Genomic DNA, 21,601 nt, shown 5'->3' with positions numbered 1-21,601 from the left:
ATCTGCGCATGACAGATACGGCGGCGGGCAGGGCGCGTTGGGCGCCGGGGGACCACATCCTCTGGCGCTACCGCGGCAATGCCTCCGAACAGATCCACATCTGCCGCCCGGTCACCGTCGTGCGGGACACCGACGACGTGCTCGCGGTGTGGATGGCGCCGGGCACCGAGTGCGTACGGCCGGTCCTCGCGGACGGCACGCCCGTGCACGAGGAACCGCTCGCGACCCGGTACACGGCGCCGCGCACCACGACCACCTCGCGCTGGTGGGGCACGGGCGTGCTCAAGCTGGCGCGGCCCGGTGATCCGTGGTCGGTGTGGCTGTTCTGGGAACGGGGATGGCGCTTCAAGAACTGGTACGTGAACCTGGAGGAGCCCCGCTTCCGCTGGTCGGGCGGGGTCGACTCCGAGGACCACTTCCTCGACATCGCCGTCCATCCGGACCGCGCCTGGCAGTGGCTCGACGAGGACGAGTTCGCCCAGGCCCGCCGGGTCGGCCTGCTGAGCGCGGCCAAGGCCAGGCGGGTGGAGGAGGCGGGGAGTGCGGCGGTGCGTCTGATCAAGTCGTGGGATGCCCCGTTCCGCGACGGCTGGGAGCACTGGCGGCCAGATCCGCGGTGGGCTGTGCCGGAATTGCCTGATGACTGGGACCGCACCCCTGTCAACATGGCTCCATGAGACCCTTGATGCGCCCCCATGGGTCAAACGTAGGATCGTCCTCCGCAAGGCTGCGCCCCGGGACCAACACCGGGCGCAGAGCAGGAACTGACCGTATGTCACCACAGGGGGGTGGAGCCGTGCCCGAGAGCAACTCCGGTACGTCCAGGGCCTGCCACCCTGCCGAAGCCGCCCACAGCGCCCTTGTTTCGGCTTGGGGTCCGGGGGTTATCCCCCGGGAAAGGGCGGCATCGCCACACCAGGCGACCGCATCGCACAAGCTCTCCGGACGGACGGAACCCCACGCGTGACGGAGCACCAGTCCACCTCGCACGAAGGCCGGCGGCCTCTGGTCGCCAGGCCGCACGAGCGCACCCGGCCACGGCAGGAGGAGGCTCACTCGGCGACGCCAGGACCCGCGGCCGTTCCCGCGCCCGCCACCGGCGGCGGAGTGCCGGATCCCGCCGCGATTGCCCGAAGTGAGGGAGACCGGCTCCGGTTCGTGGGGGCGGCGACGCGGCGCATCGCGCGCGGCATCGACCTCGACGAGATCGTCCTCGGCCTGTGCCGGGCTTCTGTGCCGACGTTCACCGACGCGATCCTCGTCTACCTGCGCGATCCGCTGCCGGTCGGCGACGAGCGCCCCGCCGTGCCGTTCATGCTCCGCCTGCGCCGTACCGACCGGCTGCGTTTAGCCGACGACGGAGCCGAAGAGCTGGACCTGCAGGCCGAGCCGCTGCCCGCGCCCCAGCTGTGCGAGGTGCGCAACGGAGGCGCGCTCGCCGAGGTACTCAGAGGCGTACGGCCCGTATTCGGCGACTCCGCTTCCGCCCGGGCGGCCCTGCCCGACCTGCTCGGAGACGCCATAGGGGTACCGGGCGGGCGCCGCGCGATCCTCGCGCCGCTGCGCGGCCGGCGCCGGGTGATCGGCGCCGCCGTCTTCCTGCGCCGCCCCGAGCGGCCCGCCTTCGAGGCCAACGACCTACTGGTGGCCGCGCAGTTGGCGACCCACACCGCGCTCGGCATCGACAAGGCCGTGCTGTACGGGCGCGAGGCGTACATCGCCGACGAGCTCCAGCGCACCATGCTGCCGGACTCGCTGCCCCAGCCGACCGGCGTCAAGCTGGCCTCCCGCTACCTGCCGGCCGCCGAGACGGCCCGCGTCGGCGGTGACTGGTACGACGCGATCCCACTGCCCGGCAGCCGGGTCGCGCTGGTCGTCGGCGACGTCATGGGGCCCTCCATGACCTCCGCCGCGATCATGGGCCAGCTCCGCACGACGGCCCAGACCCTGGCCGGTCTCGACCTGCCGCCGCAGGAGGTCCTGCACCACCTCGACGAGCAGGCGCAGCGTCTCGGCTCGGACCGCATGGCGACCTGCCTGTACGCCGTGTACGACCCGGTCTCGCACCGGATCACCATCGCCAACGCGGGGCATCCGCCGCCCGTCCTGCTGCACCTAGGAGGCCGCGCCGAGGTGCTCCGGGTGCCGCCGGGTGCGCCCATCGGGGTCGGCGGGGTCGACTTCGAGGCGGTGGAGCTGGACGCCCCGGCGGGCGCCACGCTGCTGCTGTACACCGACGGCCTGGTCGAGTCGCGGCTGCGGGACGTGTGGACCGGCATCGAGCAGCTGCGGGAGCGTCTCGCCGCCACCGCGCAGCTGACGGGCCCCGACCACTCGCCGCCGCTGGAGGCGCTCTGCGACGACGTACTCGACATGCTCGGGCCCGGCGACCGGGACGACGACATCGCGCTGCTCGCCGCCCGCTTCGACGGCATCGCGCCGAGCGATGTCGCGTACTGGTTCCTGGAGCCGGAGGAGCAGGCCCCGGGACGGGCCCGCAGGCTGGCCCGGCGTGCGCTGGCCCGCTGGGGTCTGGAGGAGCTGAGCGACTCGGTGGAACTGCTGGTCAGCGAGGTCGTGACCAATGCGGTGCGGTACGCGGAGCGGCCCGTGACGCTGCGGCTGCTCCGTACGGACGTACTGCGCTGCGAGGTCGGTGACGACTCGCCGCAGCTGCCGAGACAGCGGCGGGCACGGGACACGGACGAGGGCGGGCGCGGTCTTTTCCTGGTGAACCGGCTGGCCAGACGGTGGGGGGCTACGCGGCTGTCGTCCGGCAAGGTGGTCTGGTTCGAGCTGGGCACGCGTCCGTAATACGCGCCCGTATCCATCAGAAATGCGTCTGCGGCGCACACCGTCGGGTGTGCGCCGCAGACGCGTTTCGGTCTCGGGTCAGGGGCAGGGTCAGGGGCGCATGGGCCAGTCGTCGTGCCGGCTCCCACCATTGGTGCCGTCCGTATCCCCGCCCGTGGTGCCGCCGTCGGTGTCGCCGCCGCCGGTGGTGGTGCCGTCGTCCGGCGGCTCGATCGTGAAGGACGGTGTCGTCGGCGGCGTACTCGGCGTCGACGGGGGCGGGCTGGACGGTGTCGTCGGGGTCGTGCTCGGCGTTGTCGGCGGCGCACTGGGCGTCGTCGGGGTGGTCGTGGGCGTAGGGGTCGGGTCCGGGGTGTCGGTCGGCGGGGGCGTATAGACGTCGTCCTCGTCGATCTCCAGGTCGAAGTCCGCGTCCGAGCCGCCGCCCAGGGCGCCCAGGGTGTAGTCGGCCCAGATCTTGGCCGGGAAGCCGCCACCGTTGGCGCGGCCCGCGTTGGCCGTACCGGTCAGGGAGACCTGCTTGCCGCCGTCCGGGGACTCACCGAAGAGGGCTACGGCGGTGGAGATTTCGGGGGTGTAACCGACGAACCAGGCGGACCGGTTCTTCTCCGAAGTACCCGTCTTGCCCGCCGCGTTGAAGGCGGGCGTGTTGGCCTCGTACCCCGTACCGTTCTTCACGACTCCGGTCAGCACCTTGGTGACGCTGTCCGCCGCCGAGCGGCTGATCACCTGCTCGCCGACCGGCTCCGGCATCTCGACCTTGCCGCCCTCGCGGTCCTTGTGCTCCGCGAGCTTCACGATGGACGGCTCGACCTTCTTGCCGTGGTTGTCGAGCGTCGCGTAGACGCCCGCCATGTCCATCGTGCTGGCGCCCATCACACCGAGGGACATGGCAGGACGCTCGTCGAAGCCGCCCTTGTCCTCCATGCCCATGTTGAGCGCGGTCTCCTTCACGCGGTCCGGGCCGACGTCCACGAGCATCTGCGCGAAGACCGAGTTGACCGATTTGTTCATCGCCTGCTGGACGGAGATGGGGCCGTAGCTCTTGCCCAGGTCGTTCTGCGGGGCGAAGGCGGTGTTGCTGCCCTCGACGGGGCGCCTGCTGGTGCCGTCGTAGATCGTGTTGGGCGTGATCGGCTCCTCGTCCTGGGTCCTGGAGTTGCTGTCCAGGGCGGAGGCGAGGACGACGGGCTTGAAGGTCGAGGCCGGCTGGTAGTCGGAGCGGGTGGCGTTGGAGAAATAGTGCTTGGTGAACCCGACGCCGCCGTACAGCGCCACGACCTTGCCGGTCTTCGGGTCGATCGAGGTCGCGCCGGCCTGGAGGGTCTCGTCGACCTTGCTCTTCTTGCGGTCGAGCTGGGACTCCAGTTGCCGCTCGACGGCCTTCTCCAGCGCCTGCTGCCGCTTCTGGTCGATGTTGAGCGTGATCGTCCAGCCACCCGCGTCGAACTCGGCCTCGCTGACGCCCTGCTTCTTCAGCTCGTCCTTCGCCGCCGTGACCATGTATCCGGTCTGGCCTTCCATACCGGGGGCGCCCTTGGGGTCCATCGGTGTGGCGAACTTCAGACCGGCGCGTTCGGCCTGGTCGAGCTTGTTCATCTCGACCATGTTGTCGAGTACGTAGTTCCAGCGCTCGGTCACCAGCTTCTTGCTGGTCGGGCTGGCCAGCGCCCAGTCGTACTGATTGGGCGCCTGGAGGAGCGCGGCGAGGTACGCGCCCTGCTCAAGGGTCAGCTTCTCGGCGTCGACGCCGTAGTACGCCTGGGCCGCGGCCTGGATTCCGTAGGCTCCGCGGCCGAAGTAGTTGGTGTTGAGGTACCCGGCAAGGATCTCCGACTTCTCCTGCTTCCGGTCCACCTTGATGGAGATCACAAGCTCCTTGAGCTTGCGGGAGACCGTCTGGTCCTGGGTCAGGTAGTAGTTCTTGACGTACTGCTGGGTGATGGTCGAGCCACCCTGCTTGCCCTTGCCCGTGAGGGTGTTGAGCAGGCCGCGGGCGGTGCCCTTGAAGTCGACGCCGGAGTCCTTGTAGAAGTTCTTGTTCTCGGCGGCGATGAAGGCCGTCTGGACGTCCTTCGGTATCCGGTCGAGGCCGACGATCTCCCGGTTGAGCTTGCCGGTACGGGCCATGATCTTGCCGTTGCTGTACTTGTACACGTTGCTCTGCAGCTCGGCCTCGGCGTTGGCCGTGGGCACGGGCACGTACACATAGAGGGCCACGAAGGCAGCCATCAGGAGCAGGCAGAGCCCGAAGAAGGTGCCCAGCAACTTCTTCCAGGTGAAGAAGCGGCGTATGCCTCCCGCCTTCTTCTTGGCCCGGCGCGCACCACGCTTCCGGTCCTGTCTCGCTTCTGCTCGGCCCATTGCTCCGTAACTCCACTCATCGAGCCCCCGGATGTCAGCTCAGAAAGCTAACACCCCACGTGTGGACAAAGCGCTGCCGATCCGGTCTTTTCCGGACGTGAGAATCAGCACCCATCTCTCTGGAACCGACTCACGAGAGGGCTTGAGGGTTGCGAAGGGGCTCGCACAGGTTTACGGTGCGGCTAAAGTGATATCACTTTGCTAGATGCGTACGAGGCACGTACGTACGACGAAAACGGGGGGCCTGAATGTCCAGGACCAGCACGAACACCGGCACGACCGGCGGCACGACCGGCGGCACGACCGGCGGCACGACCGGCGTGTCCGCACCGCACGACCTGCCCGACATGCCTGCGCCGCGCGTCCGGGAAACCGCCGCCCACAGCATCGGCGGCGGCCTCGCTCTCCTCCTCGGCCTGCTCGGCCTCCTCGCGGGGGCGGGCCTCATCACCGCCGGCGCGACGCTCGCCTCGACCGGCCCGAAGGTGGCCCTGATCATCCTCGGCATACTGGTCGCGTTCGCCGCCTTCCTCGCGATGTGCGGCCTCAACATGGTCGCGCCGGGCGAGGCCCGCGTTGTCCAGCTCTTCGGCCGATACCGCGGCACGATCCGCACCGACGGACTGCGCTGGGTGAACCCGCTGACCACACGGTCGAAGATCTCGACCCGGATCAGGAACCACGAGACCGCGGTCCTCAAGGTCAACGACGCCTACGGCAACCCGATCGAACTCGCGGCGGTCGTGGTCTGGAAGGTGGAGGACACGGCGCAGGCGACGTTCGAGGTCGACGACTTCCTGGAGTTCGTCGCCACCCAGACCGAGGCCGCCGTACGCCACATCGCCATCGAGTACCCGTACGACGCGCACGACGAGGACGGCCTGTCACTGCGGGGCAACGCGGAGGAGATCACCGAGAAGCTCGCGGTCGAACTGCACGCGCGGGTGGAGGCAGCCGGGGTGCACATCATCGAGTCCCGCTTCACACATCTCGCGTACGCGCCCGAGATCGCGTCGGCGATGCTTCAGCGGCAGCAGGCCGGGGCGGTTGTCGCTGCGCGCAAGCAGATCGTGGAGGGTGCGGTGGGGATGGTCGAGATGGCCCTCACCCGGATCGCCGAGCAGGACATCGTCGAGCTCGACCCGGAGCGCAAGGCGGCGATGGTCAGCAACCTGATGGTGGTGCTGTGCGGCGACCGGGCGGCGCAGCCCGTACTCAATACGGGCACCCTGTACCAGTGACGAACGAGAATCCCCGGCCCCGGAAGCAGGTGCTGCTGCGGCTGGATCCGGCGGTGTACGACGCGCTGGCCCGCTGGGCGTCGGACGAACTGCGCAGCGCGAACGCGCAGATCGAGTACCTGCTGCGGCGGGCGCTGGCGGAGAGCGGCCGGCTGCCAGGGGGTGCGGCGCCGATGCGCGGCCGGGGGCGCCCCCCGAAGGCGCCGGATTCCGCCCCCGAGCCGGAACCTCCTGGGGGGTAGTGCGGATCCGGGCTGCCTGCGGCGCTTTCCCCTACCCGCCCCTTTCCCGAAACTGGGGGCAAGCCCCCAGGCCCCGGACGGGCTGAATACGTGCTGCAAATTCAGCCCCTCCGGCGTTTGAGGAGCGGGGTCTGGGGCGGAGCCCCAGTTCGGGAAGGGGCGGGTAGGGGAACAGCGCCGCAGGCAACCCGCACCGCTCCCACGCACTCCAGCTATACACGCCATGTATACGCACCACGTATCGTGCACCGCATGTCAATCGGCCACACCCTCCTCGGCCTCCTGGAATCCGGCCCCCGCCACGGCTACGACCTCAAACGCACCTTCGACGACAAGTTCGGCCACGACCGCCCCCTCCACTACGGGCAGGTCTACTCGACCATGTCCCGCCTCCTCAAAAACGGTCTCGTCGAAGTCGACGCCATCGAGCCCGGCAGTGGCCCCGAACGCAAGCGTTACGCCATCACCGACGCCGGCATCACCGACGTCGAGCAGTGGCTCGCCCAGCCCGAGAAGCCCGAGCCGTACCTCCAGTCGACCCTCTACACCAAGGTCGTCCTCGCCCTCCTCACCGGCCGCGACGCCACCCACCTCATCGACACCCAGCGCACCGAGCACATGCGCATGATGCGCGCTCTCACCACCCGCAAGCGCCGCGGCAACCTCGCCGACCAGCTCATCTGCGATCACGCGCTCTTCCACCTCGAAGCCGACGTGCGCTGGCTGGAAGTCGCCGCCGCGCGCCTCGACAAGCTCGCCACGGAGGTACGCGCATAAGTCACCCCGCGCCGCCCGCCACCACCCGCACCGGCAGCCGCCTCATCGCCTCACGCAGCGCCTGCGCGAACGTCTCGAACTCGCTCTGCCGCGCCGCCCCCGCCCGCATCGCCAGCGCTACGCGCCGCGACGGCGCCGGGTCGGCGAAGTAGCCGGTGACCAGCTGGTCGTTGCGGTCCGTCTCGACCCTGACCGCCGTGCGCGGCAGCAGCGTCACCCCGAGCCCGCCCGCGACCAGCTGCACGAGCGTGGACAGGCCCGCCGCGGTCGTCGTGACCGGCGCACCCTCCGTACGACCCGCCTCGCGGCAGATGTCGAGCGCCTGGTCGCGCAGACAGTGCCCCTCGTCCAGCAGCAGCAGATGCAGTTCCTTGAGCGCGTCGCGCGGAATGTCACCGCGCCCGCCCAGCCAGTGGTTCTGCGGCGTGACCAGCACGAAGTCCTCGTCGAACAGGGGCAGTTCGGTCACCCCCGGCACCCCGAGCGGCACCGCGAGCAGCAGCAGGTCGAGCCGCCCTGCGGCCAGCCCCTCCAGCAGCGAGGACGTCTGTTCCTCGTGCACCTGAAGGTCCAGGTCCGGATACCTCTCGTGTACGAGCGTGAGCACCGTCGGCAGCAGATACGGCGCCACGGTCGGGATCACCCCGAGCCTGAGCACCCCCGTGAAGGGCGCCCGTACCGCCTCGGCCTCCTCCAGCAACTCACCGACCGCATCGAGCACCGCCTTGGCCCGCACCGCGAGACGCTCCCCCGCCGGAGAGAGCAGCACCTTGCGCGTCGTACGCTCAACGAGCTGAACACCCAGGGTTTCCTCCAGCGCGGAGACCGCCCCGGAGAGCGCCGGCTGGCTCATGCCGATCGCGGCGGCCGCGTCCCGGAAGTGCAGATACTCGGCGACGGCGGCGAAGGCGCGCAGCTGCGCCAAGGTGGGCTGCTTGCCCCTGTTCATTACGGCCACTGATAGCCACCTCCGATCAGATCAAGCCAGTCTAGCTATTTCTGTGATCAATGACTGCTGTGCCACTGTGGGGATCCGTCCAACCCCCAGGGAGCTCCTGATAACGGGAGTTCCTTCTTTTGCAAGGAGAGCGCGTGCTCACTGTTGGTGACCAGTTCCCCACGTACGACCTCACTGCCTGTGTCTCCCTGGAGACCGGCAAGGAGTTCGAGCAGATCAACCACAAGTCCTACGAGGGCAAGTGGCGCGTCGTCTTCGCGTGGCCCAAGGACTTCACCTTCGTCTGCCCGACCGAGATCGCCGCTTTCGGCAAGCTGAACGACGAGTTCGCCGACCGTGACGCGCAGGTCCTCGGCTTCTCCGGCGACTCCGAGTTCGTGCACCACGCCTGGCGCAAGGACCACCCGGACCTGACGGACCTGCCCTTCCCGATGCTGGCCGACTCGAAGCACGAGCTCATGCGTGACCTCGGCATCGAGGGCGAGGACGGCTTCGCGCAGCGCGCCGTCTTCATCGTCGACCCGAACAACGAGATCCAGTTCACGATGGTGACCGCCGGTTCCGTGGGCCGTAACCCCAAGGAGGTCCTCCGGGTCCTCGACGCGCTCCAGACCGACGAGCTGTGCCCGTGCAACTGGACCAAGGGCGAGAACACCCTCGACCCGGTCGCACTGCTGGCCGGTGAGTGACCCATGGCCCTCGACGAGCTGAAGTCCGCCGTACCGGACTACGCCAAGGACCTGCGCCTGAACCTCGGCTCGGTCATCGGCAACAGCGACCTCCCGCAGCAGCAGCTGTGGGGCACGGTCCTGGCCTGCGCGATCGCTTCGCGCTCGCCGAAGGTGCTGCGTGAGCTGGAGCCGGAGGCGAAGGCCAACCTCTCCGCCGAGGCCTACACCGCGGCGAAGTCCGCGGCCGCGGTCATGGCGATGAACAACGTCTTCTACCGCACGCGCCACCTGCTCTCCGACCCGGAGTACGGGACGCTGCGCGCCGGTCTGCGGATGAACGTCATCGGCAACCCGGGCGTCGAGAAGGTCGACTTCGAGCTGTGGTCGCTCGCGGTCTCCGCGATAAACGGCTGCGGCCAGTGCCTGGACTCGCACGAGCAGGTGCTGCGCAAGGCGGGTGTCGAGCGCGACACCATCCAGGAGGCGTTCAAGATCGCCGCGGTGATCCAGGCCGTCGGCGTGACCCTCGACTCCGAGGCCAGCCTCGCCGACGCCTGAGGCAAGACACAGTCTCGCCGCCGAGTAGTCAGCAGTACGTAAGCGAAGGGGCCCACCGACCGGGATTCCGGTCGGTGGGCCCCTTCGCTCACTCGTACGGGTGGGCGTTCCGCTACCGGACATGCCAGGGCGGATCGGCCTACGATGATGCTCTCGACACCAGCCATCAGGAGGCCCGCAATGTCTGCAGCAGCAGTCGAGCAGCCCCCCAACGCGGAACCGTCGACCCTGCTCGAAGCTGCCAATCAGCTCATGGAGCAGAACCCCGGCTTCCGCGTCGAGATCATCGGAGGCGTCATCATCGTGACCCCGCCCCCGGACATCCCCCACGCACGCGTGCTGAACAAGCTCGTGCGCCCCTTTTTTGCAGCGGGCCTCGATGACGGAGAGACAGAGGTCTTTCAGGGAGTTGGCGTATGGCTGCCGACCGGTCCGGAGGACTATGCGATCCCCGACCTCGTCGTGGTCGACGCCGACATCGACGAACACCACATCGAGAGCAACTGCTACGACCCCGCCTGCTTCCGCCTGGTCCTGGAAGTCACCTCCAGCAACTACAACAACGACCTCAAGAACAAGGTCGCCGCATACGCCGACGCCAACATCCCGGTCTATGTGATCGTCGACCGCAAGAACGACCGGGTCCACGTCCTGACGGACCCAGCCCCCGGCACGTACGAAAACCACACGCTGCACGCCCGGGGCCAGCAGGTCACCCTGCCCGATTCGATCGGCGCCAAGGTCACCCTCGACGTCACCGCGCTCCTGCAGGCCGGGCAGCACAAAGGCTGAATCAGTGCTCCGGCGATGAGCTCGCCGCCGGGGCCACCGGCGCCACCTCCACCCCCGCAGCGCCCTCCGGCTCCGGCGCCGCCCGCATCGCCGCCTCCATGCTGTAGGCCCGCAAGTAGCCGACCACCGTATTGGTCACCGCCACCAGCGGCACCGCCACCACCGCGCCGCCGATGCCGGCGACCAGGCCGCCCGCCGCGACCGCGAGGACGACGGCCAGGGGATGCACCCGCACCGCGCGGCCGAGGATGAACGGCTGGAGTACGTGGCCCTCGATCTGCTGTACGGCCAGTACGACCACCAGCACCATCAGCGCCGTGAAGACGCCCTGGGTCACCAGCGCGACGACGACCGCCAGGGCCCCCGACATCACCGCGCCGACCAGCGGGATGAACGCGAACAGGAAGATGAAGACGGCGAGCGGCACCGCCATCGGGACGTCGAGGAAGTAGATCCCGAGTCCGATGAAGATCGCGTCGATCAGGGCCACTATCACCGTGCCCCGCACGTACGCGGTGAGGGTGCGCCACGCGCGCGGACCCGCCCCCGCGACGCCGGGCCGGGCCTGGGCCGGGACCAGCTTCAGCGACCACTCCCAGATGCGCTTCCCGTCGTACAGCAGGAAGAGCGTCGAGAACATCGCGAGCAGTATGCCGGTGAGGACCTCGACCATCACGGTGACGCCCTGGAGGCCCGCCGAGGTGATCGCCTCTGTGTTGGTGCCGACCGCGTCGCTCAGATTCTTCGCGATGTCGTTGATCTGGTCTTCGGTGACATGGAACGGGCTGTTGAGCAGCCAGCGCTTGGTCTCCTCGATGCCGTCCTTGAGGCGGTCGGAGAGGTTGTCGATGTTCTCCATGACCTGCCACACCACGAACCAGCCGACCAGGCCCATGATCACGAAGCCGAGGATCGCGGTGACGGCGGTGGCGAGGCCGCGCGGCAGGCCGATCCTCTTCAGGCGGGCGACCGTCGGCTGGAGCATCGCCGTGACGAGCAGGGCCGCGACGAAGGCGAGGACCACCAGCTGTACGGCACTGATGATCCTCATCAGCACCCAGAGCGTGCCCGCCAGTACGAGCAGCCGCCAGCCCGCCTCGGCCGCGACGCGCATCCCCCACGGGACAGCGGCGACCGGGTCGGGCCTGGCGGCGACGGCGGGGGCGTAGGAGGGCGGCGCGGGGACGTGATCGATGCCGGTGTCCGGGGCGCCGGATGCGAGCACGCCGGCACCGGGCACGGCGCCGGCTTCCGCCTCGGCGTCGGCCTCGGCCTCGGCGCGGCGCGCGTTCAGGCGCTCTCCTATCCGGGTCAGCCCGGCGCCCATCCGGCCGAGCCATCCCGGCTGTGGCTGTGGCTGTGGCTGTGCAGACATGTCGTTCTCTCTTCCCCCACTACCCGCTGGTCGGTCCCGACCGTACACGTGCCGAAGCCCCCCACCATAGGACGGTGAGGGGCTCGGTGAAGTTGAGCGTCTTCCGGTACTAGTACCAGTTGTTGGCCTGCCAGAACGACCAGGCGCCGCACGGGCTGCCGTAGCGGTCGTCCATGTAGCTCAGGCCCCACTTTATCTGGGTGGCCGGGTTCGTCTGCCAGTCGGCGCCGGCGGACGACATCTTGGAGCCCGGCAGAGCCTGCATGAGACCGTAGGCACCGGACGACGGGTTGCTTGCCTGGTAGTTCCACGTGGACTCGTGGTTCACGATGTTGCTGAAGCACTGGAACTGGTCGGCGGGGACCATCTGCCGCGCCATGGCCTGGACCTCGGCGACGGTGTAGGAGCTCTTGGCGGAGAAGCTGGACGCGTCACGCGTCGCGGAACGGCTGGCCTTCTCCTCGGCCTCGCGCTCCTTGGCCTCCTCGGCGGCCTTGGCCGCCTTCTCGGCGGCCTCAAGCTTTGCCTCGGCGGCTTCCTTCTTCGACTTCGCGTCCTTGGCCGCCTGAAGGCGGGCCGATTCCTCGGCGGACTTCTTCGCGGTCGCGTCGGCCGCGTACGCCTGTGCGTCGGCCTGCTGCGCCAGGGACGCAATCTGTACCTGGGCCTGCTGACCGGCAGGGATGTCTGCGAGGAGCGTCGTGTCGGCTGCGGTCGCCTCGAAGTTGTCGTTCGAGGGCTGAGTGTCGCCCGAGGCGACGCCCACAACGGCGCCGACAGTGGTGACCGCAGTAGCCGAAGCCACGGCGAATCCCCGGACCGAGATCCGGCTCACACGGTTTCCTTCCAGCAGCGCCCGCATGGGTGACCTCGCGGACGCAATCGTGCCCCTGGCACTGGCCTCCCCTATTTCTAGGTCACAGGAGGCGCGGACCCGGTGGGCAACTCCCTTGCGGGGAGCGCCGCGTAGTGACTCGGGCGGCATACGGCAGCGGCTGTTGAGTTGTGTGGTGCAGCGTCCCTTGCGGGACAGGGTGTGCAGGTGTGCCGTATGCGGGGCCTGACGGAAGCAAGACTCTGCCGGAAGCAGACGCCGGGAAGCAATTCTCCGTTGAGTGTGAAAGCTCACACGCCGTTTGGACCAGGGGATTTACGGAAACCTGGGTGCAGCACGGCGCCGCCCGGCTAGGATTCTGCGCTTTGCCGGGCGGCGCCAACTGCCTTTTCCCCTGTATGGGGTTATGGGGGTTCAGATGTGCACGTCCTCCAGCATTTCGGTCACCAGCGCGGCGATCTGCGAGCGCTCCGAGCGGGTGAGGGTGACATGCGCGAAGAGCGGATGGCCCTTCAACTTCTCGACGACGGCGACCACTCCGTCGTACCGGCCGACCCTCAGGTTGTCGCGCTGTGCGACGTCATGAGTCAGCACAACCCGCGAATTTGCCCCGATCCTGGACAGAACGGTCAACAGGACGTTCCGCTCCAGCGACTGGGCCTCGTCGACGATCACGAACGCGTCATGCAGCGAGCGGCCCCTGATGTGCGTGAGCGGCAGCACTTCGAGCATGCCGCGCCCCAGCACTTCCTCGATCACCTCGCGGCCCGCGACGGCCGACAGCGTGTCGAAGACCGCCTGCGCCCAGGGGCTCATCTTCTCGGACTCGGAGCCGGGCAGATAGCCAAGCTCCTGCCCGCCCACCGCGTACAGCGGCCGGAAGACCATCACCTTCTTGTGCTGCCGGCGCTCCAGCACGGCCTCCAGGCCCGCGCACAGCGCCAGCGCCGACTTGCCGGTGCCTGCCCGGCCGCCCATCGAGACGATGCCGACGTCCGGGTCGAGGAGGAGGTCCAGAGCTATGCGCTGCTCGGCACTGCGCCCGTGGATGCCGAAGGCCTCCCGGTCGCCGCGTACGAGCCTGACCGTTCCTTCTGCGGTGACCCGGCCCAGCGCCTTGCCGCGCTCGGACTGGATCACCAGTCCGGTGTGCACGGGCAGGTCTGCGGCGGCCGGCTCGTACACCGTCTCCTCGGTGAACAGCAGGTCCACCTGCTCGGCGGAGAGTGGCAGTTCCGCCATACCGGTCCAGCCGGAGTCGGTGATGGCGAGCTCTGCCCGGTACTCCTCGGCGAGCAGCCCGACCGAGGACGCCTTGATCCTCAGCGGCAGGTCTTTCGATACGACCGTTACGTCGAAGCCCTCGGCCTGGAGATTGCGTGCGACCGCCAGGATCCGGGAGTCGTTGTCCCCCAATCGATAGCCGGCCGGAAGCACGCCGGGATCGGAGTGGTTGAGCTCGACACGGAGGGACCCGCCCAGGTCGCCCACCGGAATCGGGGCGTCGAGGCGTCCGTACCGGACTCGGCAGTCGTCGAGCAGGCGCAGGGCCTGCCGGGCGAAATAGCCCAGTTCGGGATGGTGCCTCTTGGCTTCCAACTCCGTGACCACGACGATCGGGAGCACAACTTCGTGCTCGTCGAATCGGTACATGGCGTTCGGGTCGGCCAGCAGGACGCTGGTGTCGAGAACGTAGGTGCGCCTGTCGGGCATGCGGCGCTTTGTGCTGGTCACCACGGAAGGACGTACCCCCTTTTAGAACCCGCATGAGGTCGGGGTGCGACGGCGTCGCGAGCGTTGGGACCGGGCTCAGGCCACGATGCGCGGGCCGAGCTCCGGCCCTCCGCTTCGTCCACACTCACCGCGTGGTCGTCCTGGTGCAAAGGGCCTCCCGGGCGAGCGGACTTGCCGCTCACTGAGATACGGCGTCCGTGGACCGGACGTCGACCTGGAAGGGGTATTCCCTCGAACAAGCGCCGCCATGCCATGGCATATGACACGTCGTGAGCCGGGAACCTTCCCGGGGTCCTCGGGGTGCTCGCGGAGCGCTCTGCGAGTGGCGGGGATCAGGTCCCGTAACGCCGGTGCCTGGCCGCGTAGTCGCGCAGTGCGCGCAGGAAGTCGACCTTGCGGAAGGCCGGCCAGTGGACCTCGCAGAAGTAGTACTCCGAGTGGGCGCTCTGCCAGAGCATGAAGCCCGAGAGTCGCTGTTCGCCGCTGGTACGGATCACCAGGTCCGGGTCCGGCTGGCCGCGCGTGTAGAGGTGCTCCGAGATGTGTTCGACGTCGACGATCTCGGCGACCTCGTCCAGGGAGGTGCCCTTCTCCGCGTGCTCCAGGAGCAGCGAGCGGACGGCGGCGGCGATCTCCTGACGGCCGCCGTAGCCGACGGCGACATTGACGAGTATCCCGTCGTTGTCGTGGGTGGCCTGCTCGGCTTCCTTCAGTACGGACTGGGTGCGGGCGGGCAGCAGATCCAGCGTGCCCACGTGGTGCACCCGCCAGCGGCCGTCGGCTGCCAGGGCGCGCACGGCGTCCTCGATGATCCCCAGGAGCGGGACCAGCTGCTCCTCCGGCCGGTTCAGGTTGTCGGTGGACAGCATCCAGAGGGTGACGACTTCCACGTCCGTCTCGGCACACCAGCCGAGCAGCTCCTGGATCTTGCTCGCGCCGGCCTTGTGTCCCTGCTCGGGGGTGCCGCCGGAGGCCTTCGCCCAGCGCCGGTTGCCGTCGAGGATGACCCCGATGTGCTTGGGTACCTGGTCGTGATCGAGGCGGCCTTCCACCCGGCGTGCGTAGAGCCTGTACACCAGGTCGCGCAGGTTCACTGGGTCTCACCTCATGGCGTCGTGCGGGTTCGGTACGTCCCCCGGGACCATGCGGCACGCGCGGCTGTCCCCCGCCGACACACGTGCAGTCCCGAAGCCGCCACACTACTGCGCGGGCGTCTCGGCGGCCCAACCCGGCCTGTCACAAGTCCGTGATAAGGAGATGAATGTGACTGATTCCCCGTTCTACCGCGCCGCCGACGACCGCTACGACTCCATGGAGTACCGGCGGACGGGCCACAGCGGTCTCAAGCTGCCCGCCATCTCTCTCGGCCTCTGGCACAACTTCGGCGACGACCGCCCGCTCGACTCGCAGCGCGCGATTCTGCGCCGCGCCTTCGATCTCGGCGTCACGCATTTCGACCTGGCGAACAATTACGGCCCGCCGGCCGGGTCCGCCGAGCTGAACTTCGGAAAGATCTTCGCGCAGGACTTCGCCCCGTACCGGGACGAGCTGATCATCTCCACGAAGGCCGGCTACCTGATGCACCCGGGCCCGTACGGAGAATGGGGCTCGCGCAAGTACCTGCTGTCCTCGCTCGACGCCTCTCTGTCGCGGATGGGTCTCGATTACGTCGACATCTTCTATTCGCACCGCTTCGACCCGGAGACCCCGCTCGAAGAGACCATGGGCGCGCTGGCCACCGCCGTCCGGCAGGGCAAGGCGCTGTACGCGGGCGTCTCGTCGTACAACGCCGAGCAGACCGCCGAGGCGGCACTGCTGCTCAGGGACATGGGTGTACCGGCCCTGATCCACCAGCCCTCGTACTCGATGATCAACCGCTGGACCGAAGAGGACGGCCTGCTGGACACCCTGGAGGAGGCCGGCATGGGCTGTATCTCCTTCGTGCCGCTCGCCCAGGGCCTGCTCACCGGCAAGTACCTGAAGGGCATCCCGGAGGGCTCGCGCGCCACGCAGGGCAAGTCGCTCGACCCGGGTCTGCTGTCGGACGAGGTCGTACGCCGGCTGAACGGGCTGAACGACATCGCGCAGCGGCGCGGCCAGTCCCTAGCCCAGCTGGCCCTGTCGTGGGTGCTGCGCGACCCGCGCATGACGTCCGCGCTGATCGGTGCGTCGAGTGTGAAGCAGCTGGAGGAGAACGTCGCGTCGCTGGGCGGACCTGCCCTGTCCGACGAGGAGCTGAAGGAGATCGACACCTTCGCGGTCGACACGGCGGGCACCAACATCTGGGCCGGGCGGGGCTGACGGCAGAGTCCGTGGCGGGGGCCGTCGCAGGCTCCCCATGGGCTCAGGGCACAAAAAACGGGCCGGTCCGTGGGGGGGATACGGACCGGCCCGAGGGGGGGTTTCCACCATAACCCTTCGTAAAGGGTGCTTGGTGCCACGCCGTGCCGAAAGGGTGCCGCGAATTTTCCCGGCGGGGTGGCGCGGCGGCCGGGAGGCCAGGCGGCACAAGGGAAGAAGGCTTTCTGCGGGAGCCCCGCCCGTACCTCTTTGGGCTGACCCGGCGGGTGGACGCGCCTTGACGCTCCGCTACGGGTCGGGGGTGTCAGCGCTGGAATCGAGGCGGGCGTCGAGGCAGCCTCCGAGGCCCCTTGACGCAGCACCCTGCTGCTTGGCGGCGAGGATCTGGTCCATGTGCTGACTGGCCCGGTGCCGAGGGGGCCGAGCTGACGCCCGGCACCTGCCTTGCGCACTGCCAACCAGCTCCTCGGCCCGTACAGGCTTTCGACTTCCGAGTCCCCGACTTTACGGGAGCCGGCGGTGGCGCAGCAGCGTCAGACCGTCGCGGGCGGCGACCAGTTCGTAGTCGTATTTCCGCTGAGCGGCGGCCAGTTCGGCCTGCTGCCTGTCGGGCGGGTACGGCCAGTGCCCCTTCGGCAGCGGCCAGGACTCCGCGGGTGTGCGGTCGTGGATGATCCAGTCGGCGGTGGGCGGCGGGGGCCGGCCGGACGCCTCGTACAGCTTCCCGGGGATCGGGTAGCTGGGGAACAGGACCACGGTGCAGCGCGAAGTCAGCTGAGGGGCAAGGCGGTTGGAGGCGGCGACCGTCGCCCCGTCGGGGATGCGCCGCAGCAGGTCGCGGGCGGTCTCCACGTGGCGGCTGGTACTCCAGGTGGCCCGCTGGGCGAGCAGCGCGAAGGGGAACGACGGCAGCAGTACGAGCGTCACGGCGACGGAGGCGGCGAGCGAGGCGCGCAGATGGCGGCGGGCCAGCGGGTGGGCGGTGCGGGCGTACGGCGTGAGGGCGTCGATCAGGGCTGCGAAGACGATGGGCATGAGGACGACGCTGTAGTGGAACGCCGTGCCCCAGTGGTAGTCGTGCTGCGACAGCATCCGCCAGCCGAGCGTGGGCACCGCGATCAGCGCGAGGGGTGATCGCAGCGCGACGAACGCCGTCACCGCGAAGACCAGGACCAGGGTGATGGGCTTCGTGTCGGGGCGCAGCGCGTCGAGGGGTGCCAGGGCGAGGGTGGCGAGGAGGGAGCTGCGGCTGCCTGCGACGTACTGCCCGTAGGCGTACGCCCCTGCGGAACTGAAGGCCGGGACCAGCACCTTGGTCGCGAGGAGGGTGCCGAGGACGCCGGCGCCGACGGTGGCGATGCCGAGGCGGACGGGTCCCTTCAGCGCGATGTACGCCCCGAGGGCGGCGAGGGTCAGCCCGAGATCCTCCTTGACGAGGAGGAGCGGGAGCCCCCAGGCGGCGGCGGAACGCCAGCGCCGGTTGCCGGCCGCGGTGACCGCGAAGGCGAGGAGGGGTACGGCGAAGGCGGCCTCGTGGAAGTCGAAGGCGACGGCGGACGCGATGCCCCAGCTGGCGCCGTACGCGAAGGCGACGGCGTGGGCGGCGGGGCGGCCGAGGGCCCGGGAGGCCCAGCGCGCGAGCGGGACGACGCCGAGGGCGAGGAGGGCCGCCTGGGCGGTGAGGAGGCAGTAGGGGGAGGGCCAGAGGCGGTAGAAGGGTCCGAGGACGGCGAGTACGGGGTGGAAATGGTCGCCGAGGAGGTTGAAGCCCTCACCCTTCAACGGCGCGACGGGTGCGCGGAGTTCGGAATAGGCGCGGACGGCCTGCTCGAAGATGCCGAGGTCGTAGCCGGTGCTCCGGAGGAGGGCGTGGCGGCGGGCCGAGAGGGTGACGTAAAGGAGGAACAGGGCCCCGGCCCAGCCCCACTGGAGCGGGAGTGGGCCGGGGGGCCGGCGGCGGCCCGGCCGGTGGACGAGGAGGGAGCGCGGGTCCAGCGCCACTCCGACGTTGAGTTTTGTCCGCATATGCGCGGATCTTAGGCCGGGGGGTGGGCTGAAATCGCCCCTGACACCCGAGGAAAGACGACGCCGACGGGCCGCCCTGCGGGGTCAGTACGGTGCACGCCCTGCGGGGTCAGTACGGAGCACGCCCCTGCGGGGTCAGTACGGGTCCTACGGGGTCAGTACCGGAGCGCCGCCGCCACTCCCTCCGCTTCCTTCAGCGTCTCGTCCGGGACGAAGACGACCTTGCCGTCCGCCGACAGCACCGTCTCGACCAGCGAGTCGACGATGTCCTCCTCCACGCCCTCCGCACCGGCGCCCTCCCTCGCGTCCAGCAGGGTGAGCTTGGCGCGTTCGGCGCCTTCCACCGTTTCGGGGCGTGCGGTGACCCGCAGGCCCTCCTCGACCACCAGCAGCGAGATCCGGCCCTCCCCCGCCGCCTGCCACGCCTCCTGCACGCCCGCCGCGTAGCGCTTACCACTGCGGGACGCGTCGAGTTCGCGCATGGCCCCCGCCGCCTCGGCCTCGGCCAGGGCGCGGCGGGGCGCGGCCAGCTGGGCCGACATCTCCGCCGACGTGGTCGTCAGCAGGCCGCCCACCTCCAGCTCGGCGGCCAGCGACTTGCCGTGGCGGCTGACCTCGCGGAACGCCGCGATATGCCGGCGCAGCCCGACCAGGATGACCGGCAGGCTGTTCTCGCCCTGGAGCAGCGGGGTGAGCTTCCTGTCGGCCTCGGCGAGCATGTTGCGGAAGTCCTGGAGGACCCACTGGTCACCCCCGGCGCTCGGCGCCACCTCGCGCTCCGCACCCGACGTGACCACCGGGAAGCCGCTGTCGCCGCGGACCTCGGTGACCTGGTCGCCGAGCCCGCGCCACAGCCGGACCTCGCCATTGCTGAGTACGAGCGCCAGATACGGCCGCTCCCGCGCAGCCGAAGCGACCAGGTTGCGGGTGAGGTACGACGTATTGATGACGATGCGCTCCGGCACGCCCGTACTGAGCATGAAGGTGTGGTGTTCGTCCGCCGACGCGTAGACGACCAGGCCGTCGAGGAACCGCTCGGGGTCGAGCTCGTCCTCGACGGCGGCCAGCTGCTGGGACACCGCGACCGCGTGCGTACGGGTGACGTCGGGGTCGTCGGCGAGGCGCTTGTTGACCTCGGCGAGGAGATTGCGGAGCCGGATGTCGTCCTGCTGGCTCTGCGGCCAGAAGCGGTTCGTGGGCAGCGTGACCGACACCGCCGGGTAGACACGGGGCTTGCGCAGGTCGGCGAGCAGTTCCGGGGTGGGGCGGGTCGGCTGCGTCATCGAGGCACTCCTGGCTGCGGCTGCGGCTTTGGATCGCGGTCGGACGGCTTCCCGCGCCGCCCGTCCGTTCGTCACTCTTCATGGCAACTTCTCACGATTGCGCCATCGGCGCGCGCGGTCCAGAGGGCCGCGCCGTCAGGAAGCCGCCAGGCAGCCGTCAGACAGCCGTCAGGATGCGGCGAGACCGCCCAGCAGCAGACCCGCCAGCGTCCCGGCGATCATGAAGGGGCCGAACGGGATCGCGGTCTTGCGGCCCGCCCGGCGCATAACCATGAGGGCGACGCCATACGTGGCACCCAGCAGGAATCCGGCGAAGGCCCCGGCGAAGAAGACGGTCCACCCGTACCAGCCGAGGGCCGCCCCGAGCGCAAGGGCCAGTTTTACGTCGCCGAAGCCCATGCCGTTCGGGTTGATCAGGAAGAGAACGAAGTAGCCGCCACCGAGAGCGAGGCCGCCGAGCAGAGCGGTGGGCCAGGATCCGCCGTGGCCGGGCAGCAGCGCGGCGAGGCCGAGCAGGGCGGCGGTCGCGGCGGCGAGCGGGAGGGTCAGCACGTCGGGCAGGCGGTGGACACGGCGGTCCACGACGGCGAGCAGCACCCCGAACGGCGCAAGCAGCAGCCACACCGCGAGCTCGGGCCTGGCACCGGTCCCGGCGGCGAGCAGGCCGCAGGCGAGGGCGGTGAGCGGGACGTGTCGGAGGGGGCGCGCGTACGGGGCGGGAACGGACCACCCGGGCGGTCCGCCGGCCGGGGTACCCACCAACGCCGCCGCACACCCCGCGCAGCGCGCCGTACCGAGCCAGCCGCGCGCCGGTCCGGCGAAGGGGTGACCGGCGGGGCACGCGTCGCGCCACGGCTCCTCCGGCTCGACGGCGAAACGGTAGGCGGCGCGGGGCAGGAGCAGTCCGGTGGCGGCGCCCCAGAGGACGGCGGCCGCGATCAGCGTGGCGTACACGGCAGGGAGCCTAGGGCGGGGCGGGGGGTGGGGTCATGGGCCCGGGGGCCCACTGTTGGGCGTACGAGGCCCAGATGGGCGGCCGGCGATCGATCGGCGATTCGGTAATCGGCTCCGGCTTCGGCTTCGGCTTCGGCTTCGGCTTCGGCTTCGACTCAGGCTCCGGCTTCGGCTTCGGCTTCGGCTTCGGCTTCGGCGGCCGACGATCCGCTGAGGTCCGCTACGGTCCGCAGATGGGGCGATGGCGGGACGGCACAGGGACGTTGACGACCGACGGCGGACCGCCTGTGGCCGCACCCGCACCCGTACCGCTGGAGATCGCGGCGTCCTCGCGGGCGCGGACGCGCGGGCTGCTGGGCCGGGACGGGATCGCGGGCGCGCTGCTGCTCACCCCGGCCGGCAGTGTGCACACGTTCGGGATGCGCTTCGCGATCGATGTGGCTTACCTGGACAGGGAGTTGAGGGTGATCGCGGTACGGACGATGCGCCCGGGCCGCCTGGGTCGGCCGAGGTTCCGGGCACGGCATGTGCTGGAGGCGGAGGCGGGAGCAATGGCGCGGTGGGGAGTACGGCCCGGGGTGCGGCTGGTATGTGTGTCAGGTCACAGCCCGGGCCGATGAGTTTTCGGCCGGGCACTGGTCTGAACAGGCGATATCACCAGCGACACCAACGACGAA

General features: G+C 69.6%; 19 protein-coding genes. 10 read left to right on the top strand and 9 right to left on the bottom strand.

The genetic code is table 11. The features are described from left to right. Positions 1-8 precede the first annotated feature (8 nt). On the top strand, positions 9-677 hold the full coding sequence (gene fomD, locus PXH83_RS19905; RefSeq protein WP_274561725.1) for a cytidylyl-2-hydroxypropylphosphonate hydrolase: 669 nt from the start codon (positions 9-11) through the stop codon (positions 675-677). Positions 678-963: 286 nt separating this feature from the next. Further along, positions 964-2,814, top strand: coding sequence for a SpoIIE family protein phosphatase (locus PXH83_RS19900; RefSeq protein WP_274561724.1), 1,851 nt, complete (start codon positions 964-966; stop codon positions 2,812-2,814). Positions 2,815-2,904: 90 nt separating this feature from the next. Here PXH83_RS19900 and PXH83_RS19895 read toward each other — a convergent pair whose 3' ends face one another. Further along, positions 2,905-5,178 carry a transglycosylase domain-containing protein gene (locus PXH83_RS19895; RefSeq protein ID WP_274561723.1) on the bottom strand — a complete coding sequence of 758 codons (2,274 nt, stop codon included), beginning with the start codon at positions 5,176-5,178 and terminating at the stop codon, positions 2,905-2,907. Positions 5,179-5,525: 347 nt separating this feature from the next. Here PXH83_RS19895 and PXH83_RS19890 point away from each other — a divergent pair, with 347 nt between their 5' ends. The 3 genes from PXH83_RS19890 to PXH83_RS19880 all read left to right on the top strand — a co-directional run bounded on the left by PXH83_RS19890 (position 5,526) and on the right by PXH83_RS19880 (position 7,438). After that, positions 5,526-6,419, top strand: coding sequence for an SPFH domain-containing protein (locus tag PXH83_RS19890; protein WP_274562913.1), 894 nt, complete (start codon positions 5,526-5,528; stop codon positions 6,417-6,419). Further along, positions 6,416-6,661, top strand: coding sequence for a type II toxin-antitoxin system antitoxin (locus PXH83_RS19885; protein WP_274561722.1), 246 nt, complete (start codon positions 6,416-6,418; stop codon positions 6,659-6,661). The genes PXH83_RS19890 and PXH83_RS19885 overlap by 4 nt, the downstream gene beginning before the upstream one ends. 252 nt (positions 6,662-6,913) lie before the next feature. Beyond that, the gene (locus PXH83_RS19880; RefSeq protein WP_274561721.1) at positions 6,914-7,438 is read left to right on the top strand and encodes a PadR family transcriptional regulator; all 525 of its coding nucleotides are present in this window, start codon (positions 6,914-6,916) and stop codon (positions 7,436-7,438) included. A 1-nt stretch (position 7,439) separates the two neighbouring features. Here PXH83_RS19880 and PXH83_RS19875 read toward each other — a convergent pair whose 3' ends face one another. After that, positions 7,440-8,387: a hydrogen peroxide-inducible genes activator gene (locus PXH83_RS19875; RefSeq protein ID WP_274562912.1), complete on the bottom strand. Its 948-nt coding sequence runs from the start codon at positions 8,385-8,387 to the stop codon at positions 7,440-7,442. Between the two features lie 143 nt (positions 8,388-8,530). Between PXH83_RS19875 and PXH83_RS19870 the strand changes: the two genes are divergently transcribed. The 3 genes from PXH83_RS19870 (at position 8,531) to PXH83_RS19860 (ending at position 10,417) form a co-directional block, all read left to right on the top strand. Beyond that, entirely contained in the window at positions 8,531-9,085 is a 555-nt protein-coding gene (locus PXH83_RS19870; protein ID WP_214920192.1) for a peroxiredoxin, read from the top strand. A gap of 3 nt (positions 9,086-9,088) precedes the next feature. After that, positions 9,089-9,625 carry an alkyl hydroperoxide reductase gene (locus PXH83_RS19865; protein ID WP_274561720.1) on the top strand — a complete coding sequence of 179 codons (537 nt, stop codon included), beginning with the start codon at positions 9,089-9,091 and terminating at the stop codon, positions 9,623-9,625. 180 nt (positions 9,626-9,805) lie between these two features. Further along, positions 9,806-10,417, top strand: coding sequence for a Uma2 family endonuclease (locus tag PXH83_RS19860; RefSeq protein ID WP_274561719.1), 612 nt, complete (start codon positions 9,806-9,808; stop codon positions 10,415-10,417). Position 10,418: 1 nt separating this feature from the next. On the opposite strand, the gene PXH83_RS19855 is transcribed toward PXH83_RS19860, so the two are convergent. From PXH83_RS19855 to PXH83_RS19840, 4 genes are all read right to left on the bottom strand, one after another. Continuing rightward, on the bottom strand, positions 10,419-11,792 hold the full coding sequence (locus PXH83_RS19855; protein WP_274561718.1) for an AI-2E family transporter: 1,374 nt from the start codon (positions 11,790-11,792) through the stop codon (positions 10,419-10,421). Positions 11,793-11,901: 109 nt separating this feature from the next. Then, positions 11,902-12,627, bottom strand: coding sequence for an aggregation-promoting factor C-terminal-like domain-containing protein (locus PXH83_RS19850; protein ID WP_274561717.1), 726 nt, complete (start codon positions 12,625-12,627; stop codon positions 11,902-11,904). 414 nt (positions 12,628-13,041) lie between these two features. Next, entirely contained in the window at positions 13,042-14,364 is a 1,323-nt protein-coding gene (locus PXH83_RS19845) for a PhoH family protein (RefSeq protein WP_274561716.1), read from the bottom strand. Between the two features lie 329 nt (positions 14,365-14,693). After that, positions 14,694-15,455: an isoprenyl transferase gene (locus tag PXH83_RS19840; RefSeq protein ID WP_274561715.1), complete on the bottom strand. Its 762-nt coding sequence runs from the start codon at positions 15,453-15,455 to the stop codon at positions 14,694-14,696. 163 nt (positions 15,456-15,618) lie between these two features. Between PXH83_RS19840 and mgrA the strand changes: the two genes are divergently transcribed. After that, entirely contained in the window at positions 15,619-16,662 is a 1,044-nt protein-coding gene (mgrA, locus tag PXH83_RS19835) for an L-glyceraldehyde 3-phosphate reductase (RefSeq protein WP_420803189.1), read from the top strand. Positions 16,663-17,166: 504 nt separating this feature from the next. Here mgrA and PXH83_RS19830 read toward each other — a convergent pair. The 3 genes from PXH83_RS19830 to PXH83_RS19820 form a co-directional block, all read right to left on the bottom strand. Next, the gene (locus PXH83_RS19830) at positions 17,167-18,687 is read right to left on the bottom strand and encodes a DUF2079 domain-containing protein (protein WP_274561713.1); all 1,521 of its coding nucleotides are present in this window, start codon (positions 18,685-18,687) and stop codon (positions 17,167-17,169) included. 155 nt (positions 18,688-18,842) lie between these two features. Continuing rightward, positions 18,843-19,970 carry a baeRF3 domain-containing protein gene (locus PXH83_RS19825; RefSeq protein ID WP_274561712.1) on the bottom strand — a complete coding sequence of 376 codons (1,128 nt, stop codon included), beginning with the start codon at positions 19,968-19,970 and terminating at the stop codon, positions 18,843-18,845. Positions 19,971-20,138: 168 nt separating this feature from the next. Continuing rightward, positions 20,139-20,924 (bottom strand): prepilin peptidase, encoded by a 786-nt coding sequence (locus PXH83_RS19820; protein WP_274561711.1) that lies wholly within the window; start codon positions 20,922-20,924, stop codon positions 20,139-20,141. Positions 20,925-21,157: 233 nt separating this feature from the next. On the opposite strand from PXH83_RS19820, the gene PXH83_RS19815 reads away from it, so the two are divergent. Then, a complete protein-coding gene (locus PXH83_RS19815; protein WP_274562911.1) occupies positions 21,158-21,544 on the top strand; it encodes a DUF192 domain-containing protein in 387 nt (128 codons plus the stop codon). Positions 21,545-21,601 lie beyond the last annotated feature (57 nt).

The organism is Streptomyces spiramyceticus (assembly GCF_028807635.1).
In the GTDB taxonomy this organism is placed as follows: domain Bacteria; phylum Actinomycetota; class Actinomycetes; order Streptomycetales; family Streptomycetaceae; genus Streptomyces; species Streptomyces spiramyceticus.
Note: the sequence above shows the minus strand (reverse complement) of the source record. Positions and strands in the feature narration are given on the sequence as shown.

What these genes read in the sequence shown, in the direction of transcription:
- fomD (WP_274561725.1), top strand. Translation starts at nt 9, where the DNA reads ATGACAGATACGGCGGCGGGCAGGGCGCGTTGGGCGCCGGGGGACCAC.
- PXH83_RS19895 (WP_274561723.1), bottom strand. Translation starts at nt 5,178, where the DNA reads ATGGGCCGAGCAGAAGCGAGACAGGACCGGAAGCGTGGTGCGCGCCGG.
- PXH83_RS19890 (WP_274562913.1), top strand. Translation starts at nt 5,526, where the DNA reads ATGCCTGCGCCGCGCGTCCGGGAAACCGCCGCCCACAGCATCGGCGGC.
- PXH83_RS19880 (WP_274561721.1), top strand. Translation starts at nt 6,914, where the DNA reads ATGTCAATCGGCCACACCCTCCTCGGCCTCCTGGAATCCGGCCCCCGC.
- PXH83_RS19875 (WP_274562912.1), bottom strand. Translation starts at nt 8,387, where the DNA reads ATGAACAGGGGCAAGCAGCCCACCTTGGCGCAGCTGCGCGCCTTCGCC.
- PXH83_RS19865 (WP_274561720.1), top strand. Translation starts at nt 9,089, where the DNA reads ATGGCCCTCGACGAGCTGAAGTCCGCCGTACCGGACTACGCCAAGGAC.
- PXH83_RS19860 (WP_274561719.1), top strand. Translation starts at nt 9,806, where the DNA reads ATGTCTGCAGCAGCAGTCGAGCAGCCCCCCAACGCGGAACCGTCGACC.
- PXH83_RS19855 (WP_274561718.1), bottom strand. Translation starts at nt 11,792, where the DNA reads ATGTCTGCACAGCCACAGCCACAGCCACAGCCGGGATGGCTCGGCCGG.
- mgrA (WP_420803189.1), top strand. Translation starts at nt 15,619, where the DNA reads ATGAATGTGACTGATTCCCCGTTCTACCGCGCCGCCGACGACCGCTAC.
- PXH83_RS19830 (WP_274561713.1), bottom strand. Translation starts at nt 18,687, where the DNA reads ATGCGGACAAAACTCAACGTCGGAGTGGCGCTGGACCCGCGCTCCCTC.
- PXH83_RS19825 (WP_274561712.1), bottom strand. Translation starts at nt 19,970, where the DNA reads ATGACGCAGCCGACCCGCCCCACCCCGGAACTGCTCGCCGACCTGCGC.
- PXH83_RS19815 (WP_274562911.1), top strand. Translation starts at nt 21,158, where the DNA reads ATGGGGCGATGGCGGGACGGCACAGGGACGTTGACGACCGACGGCGGA.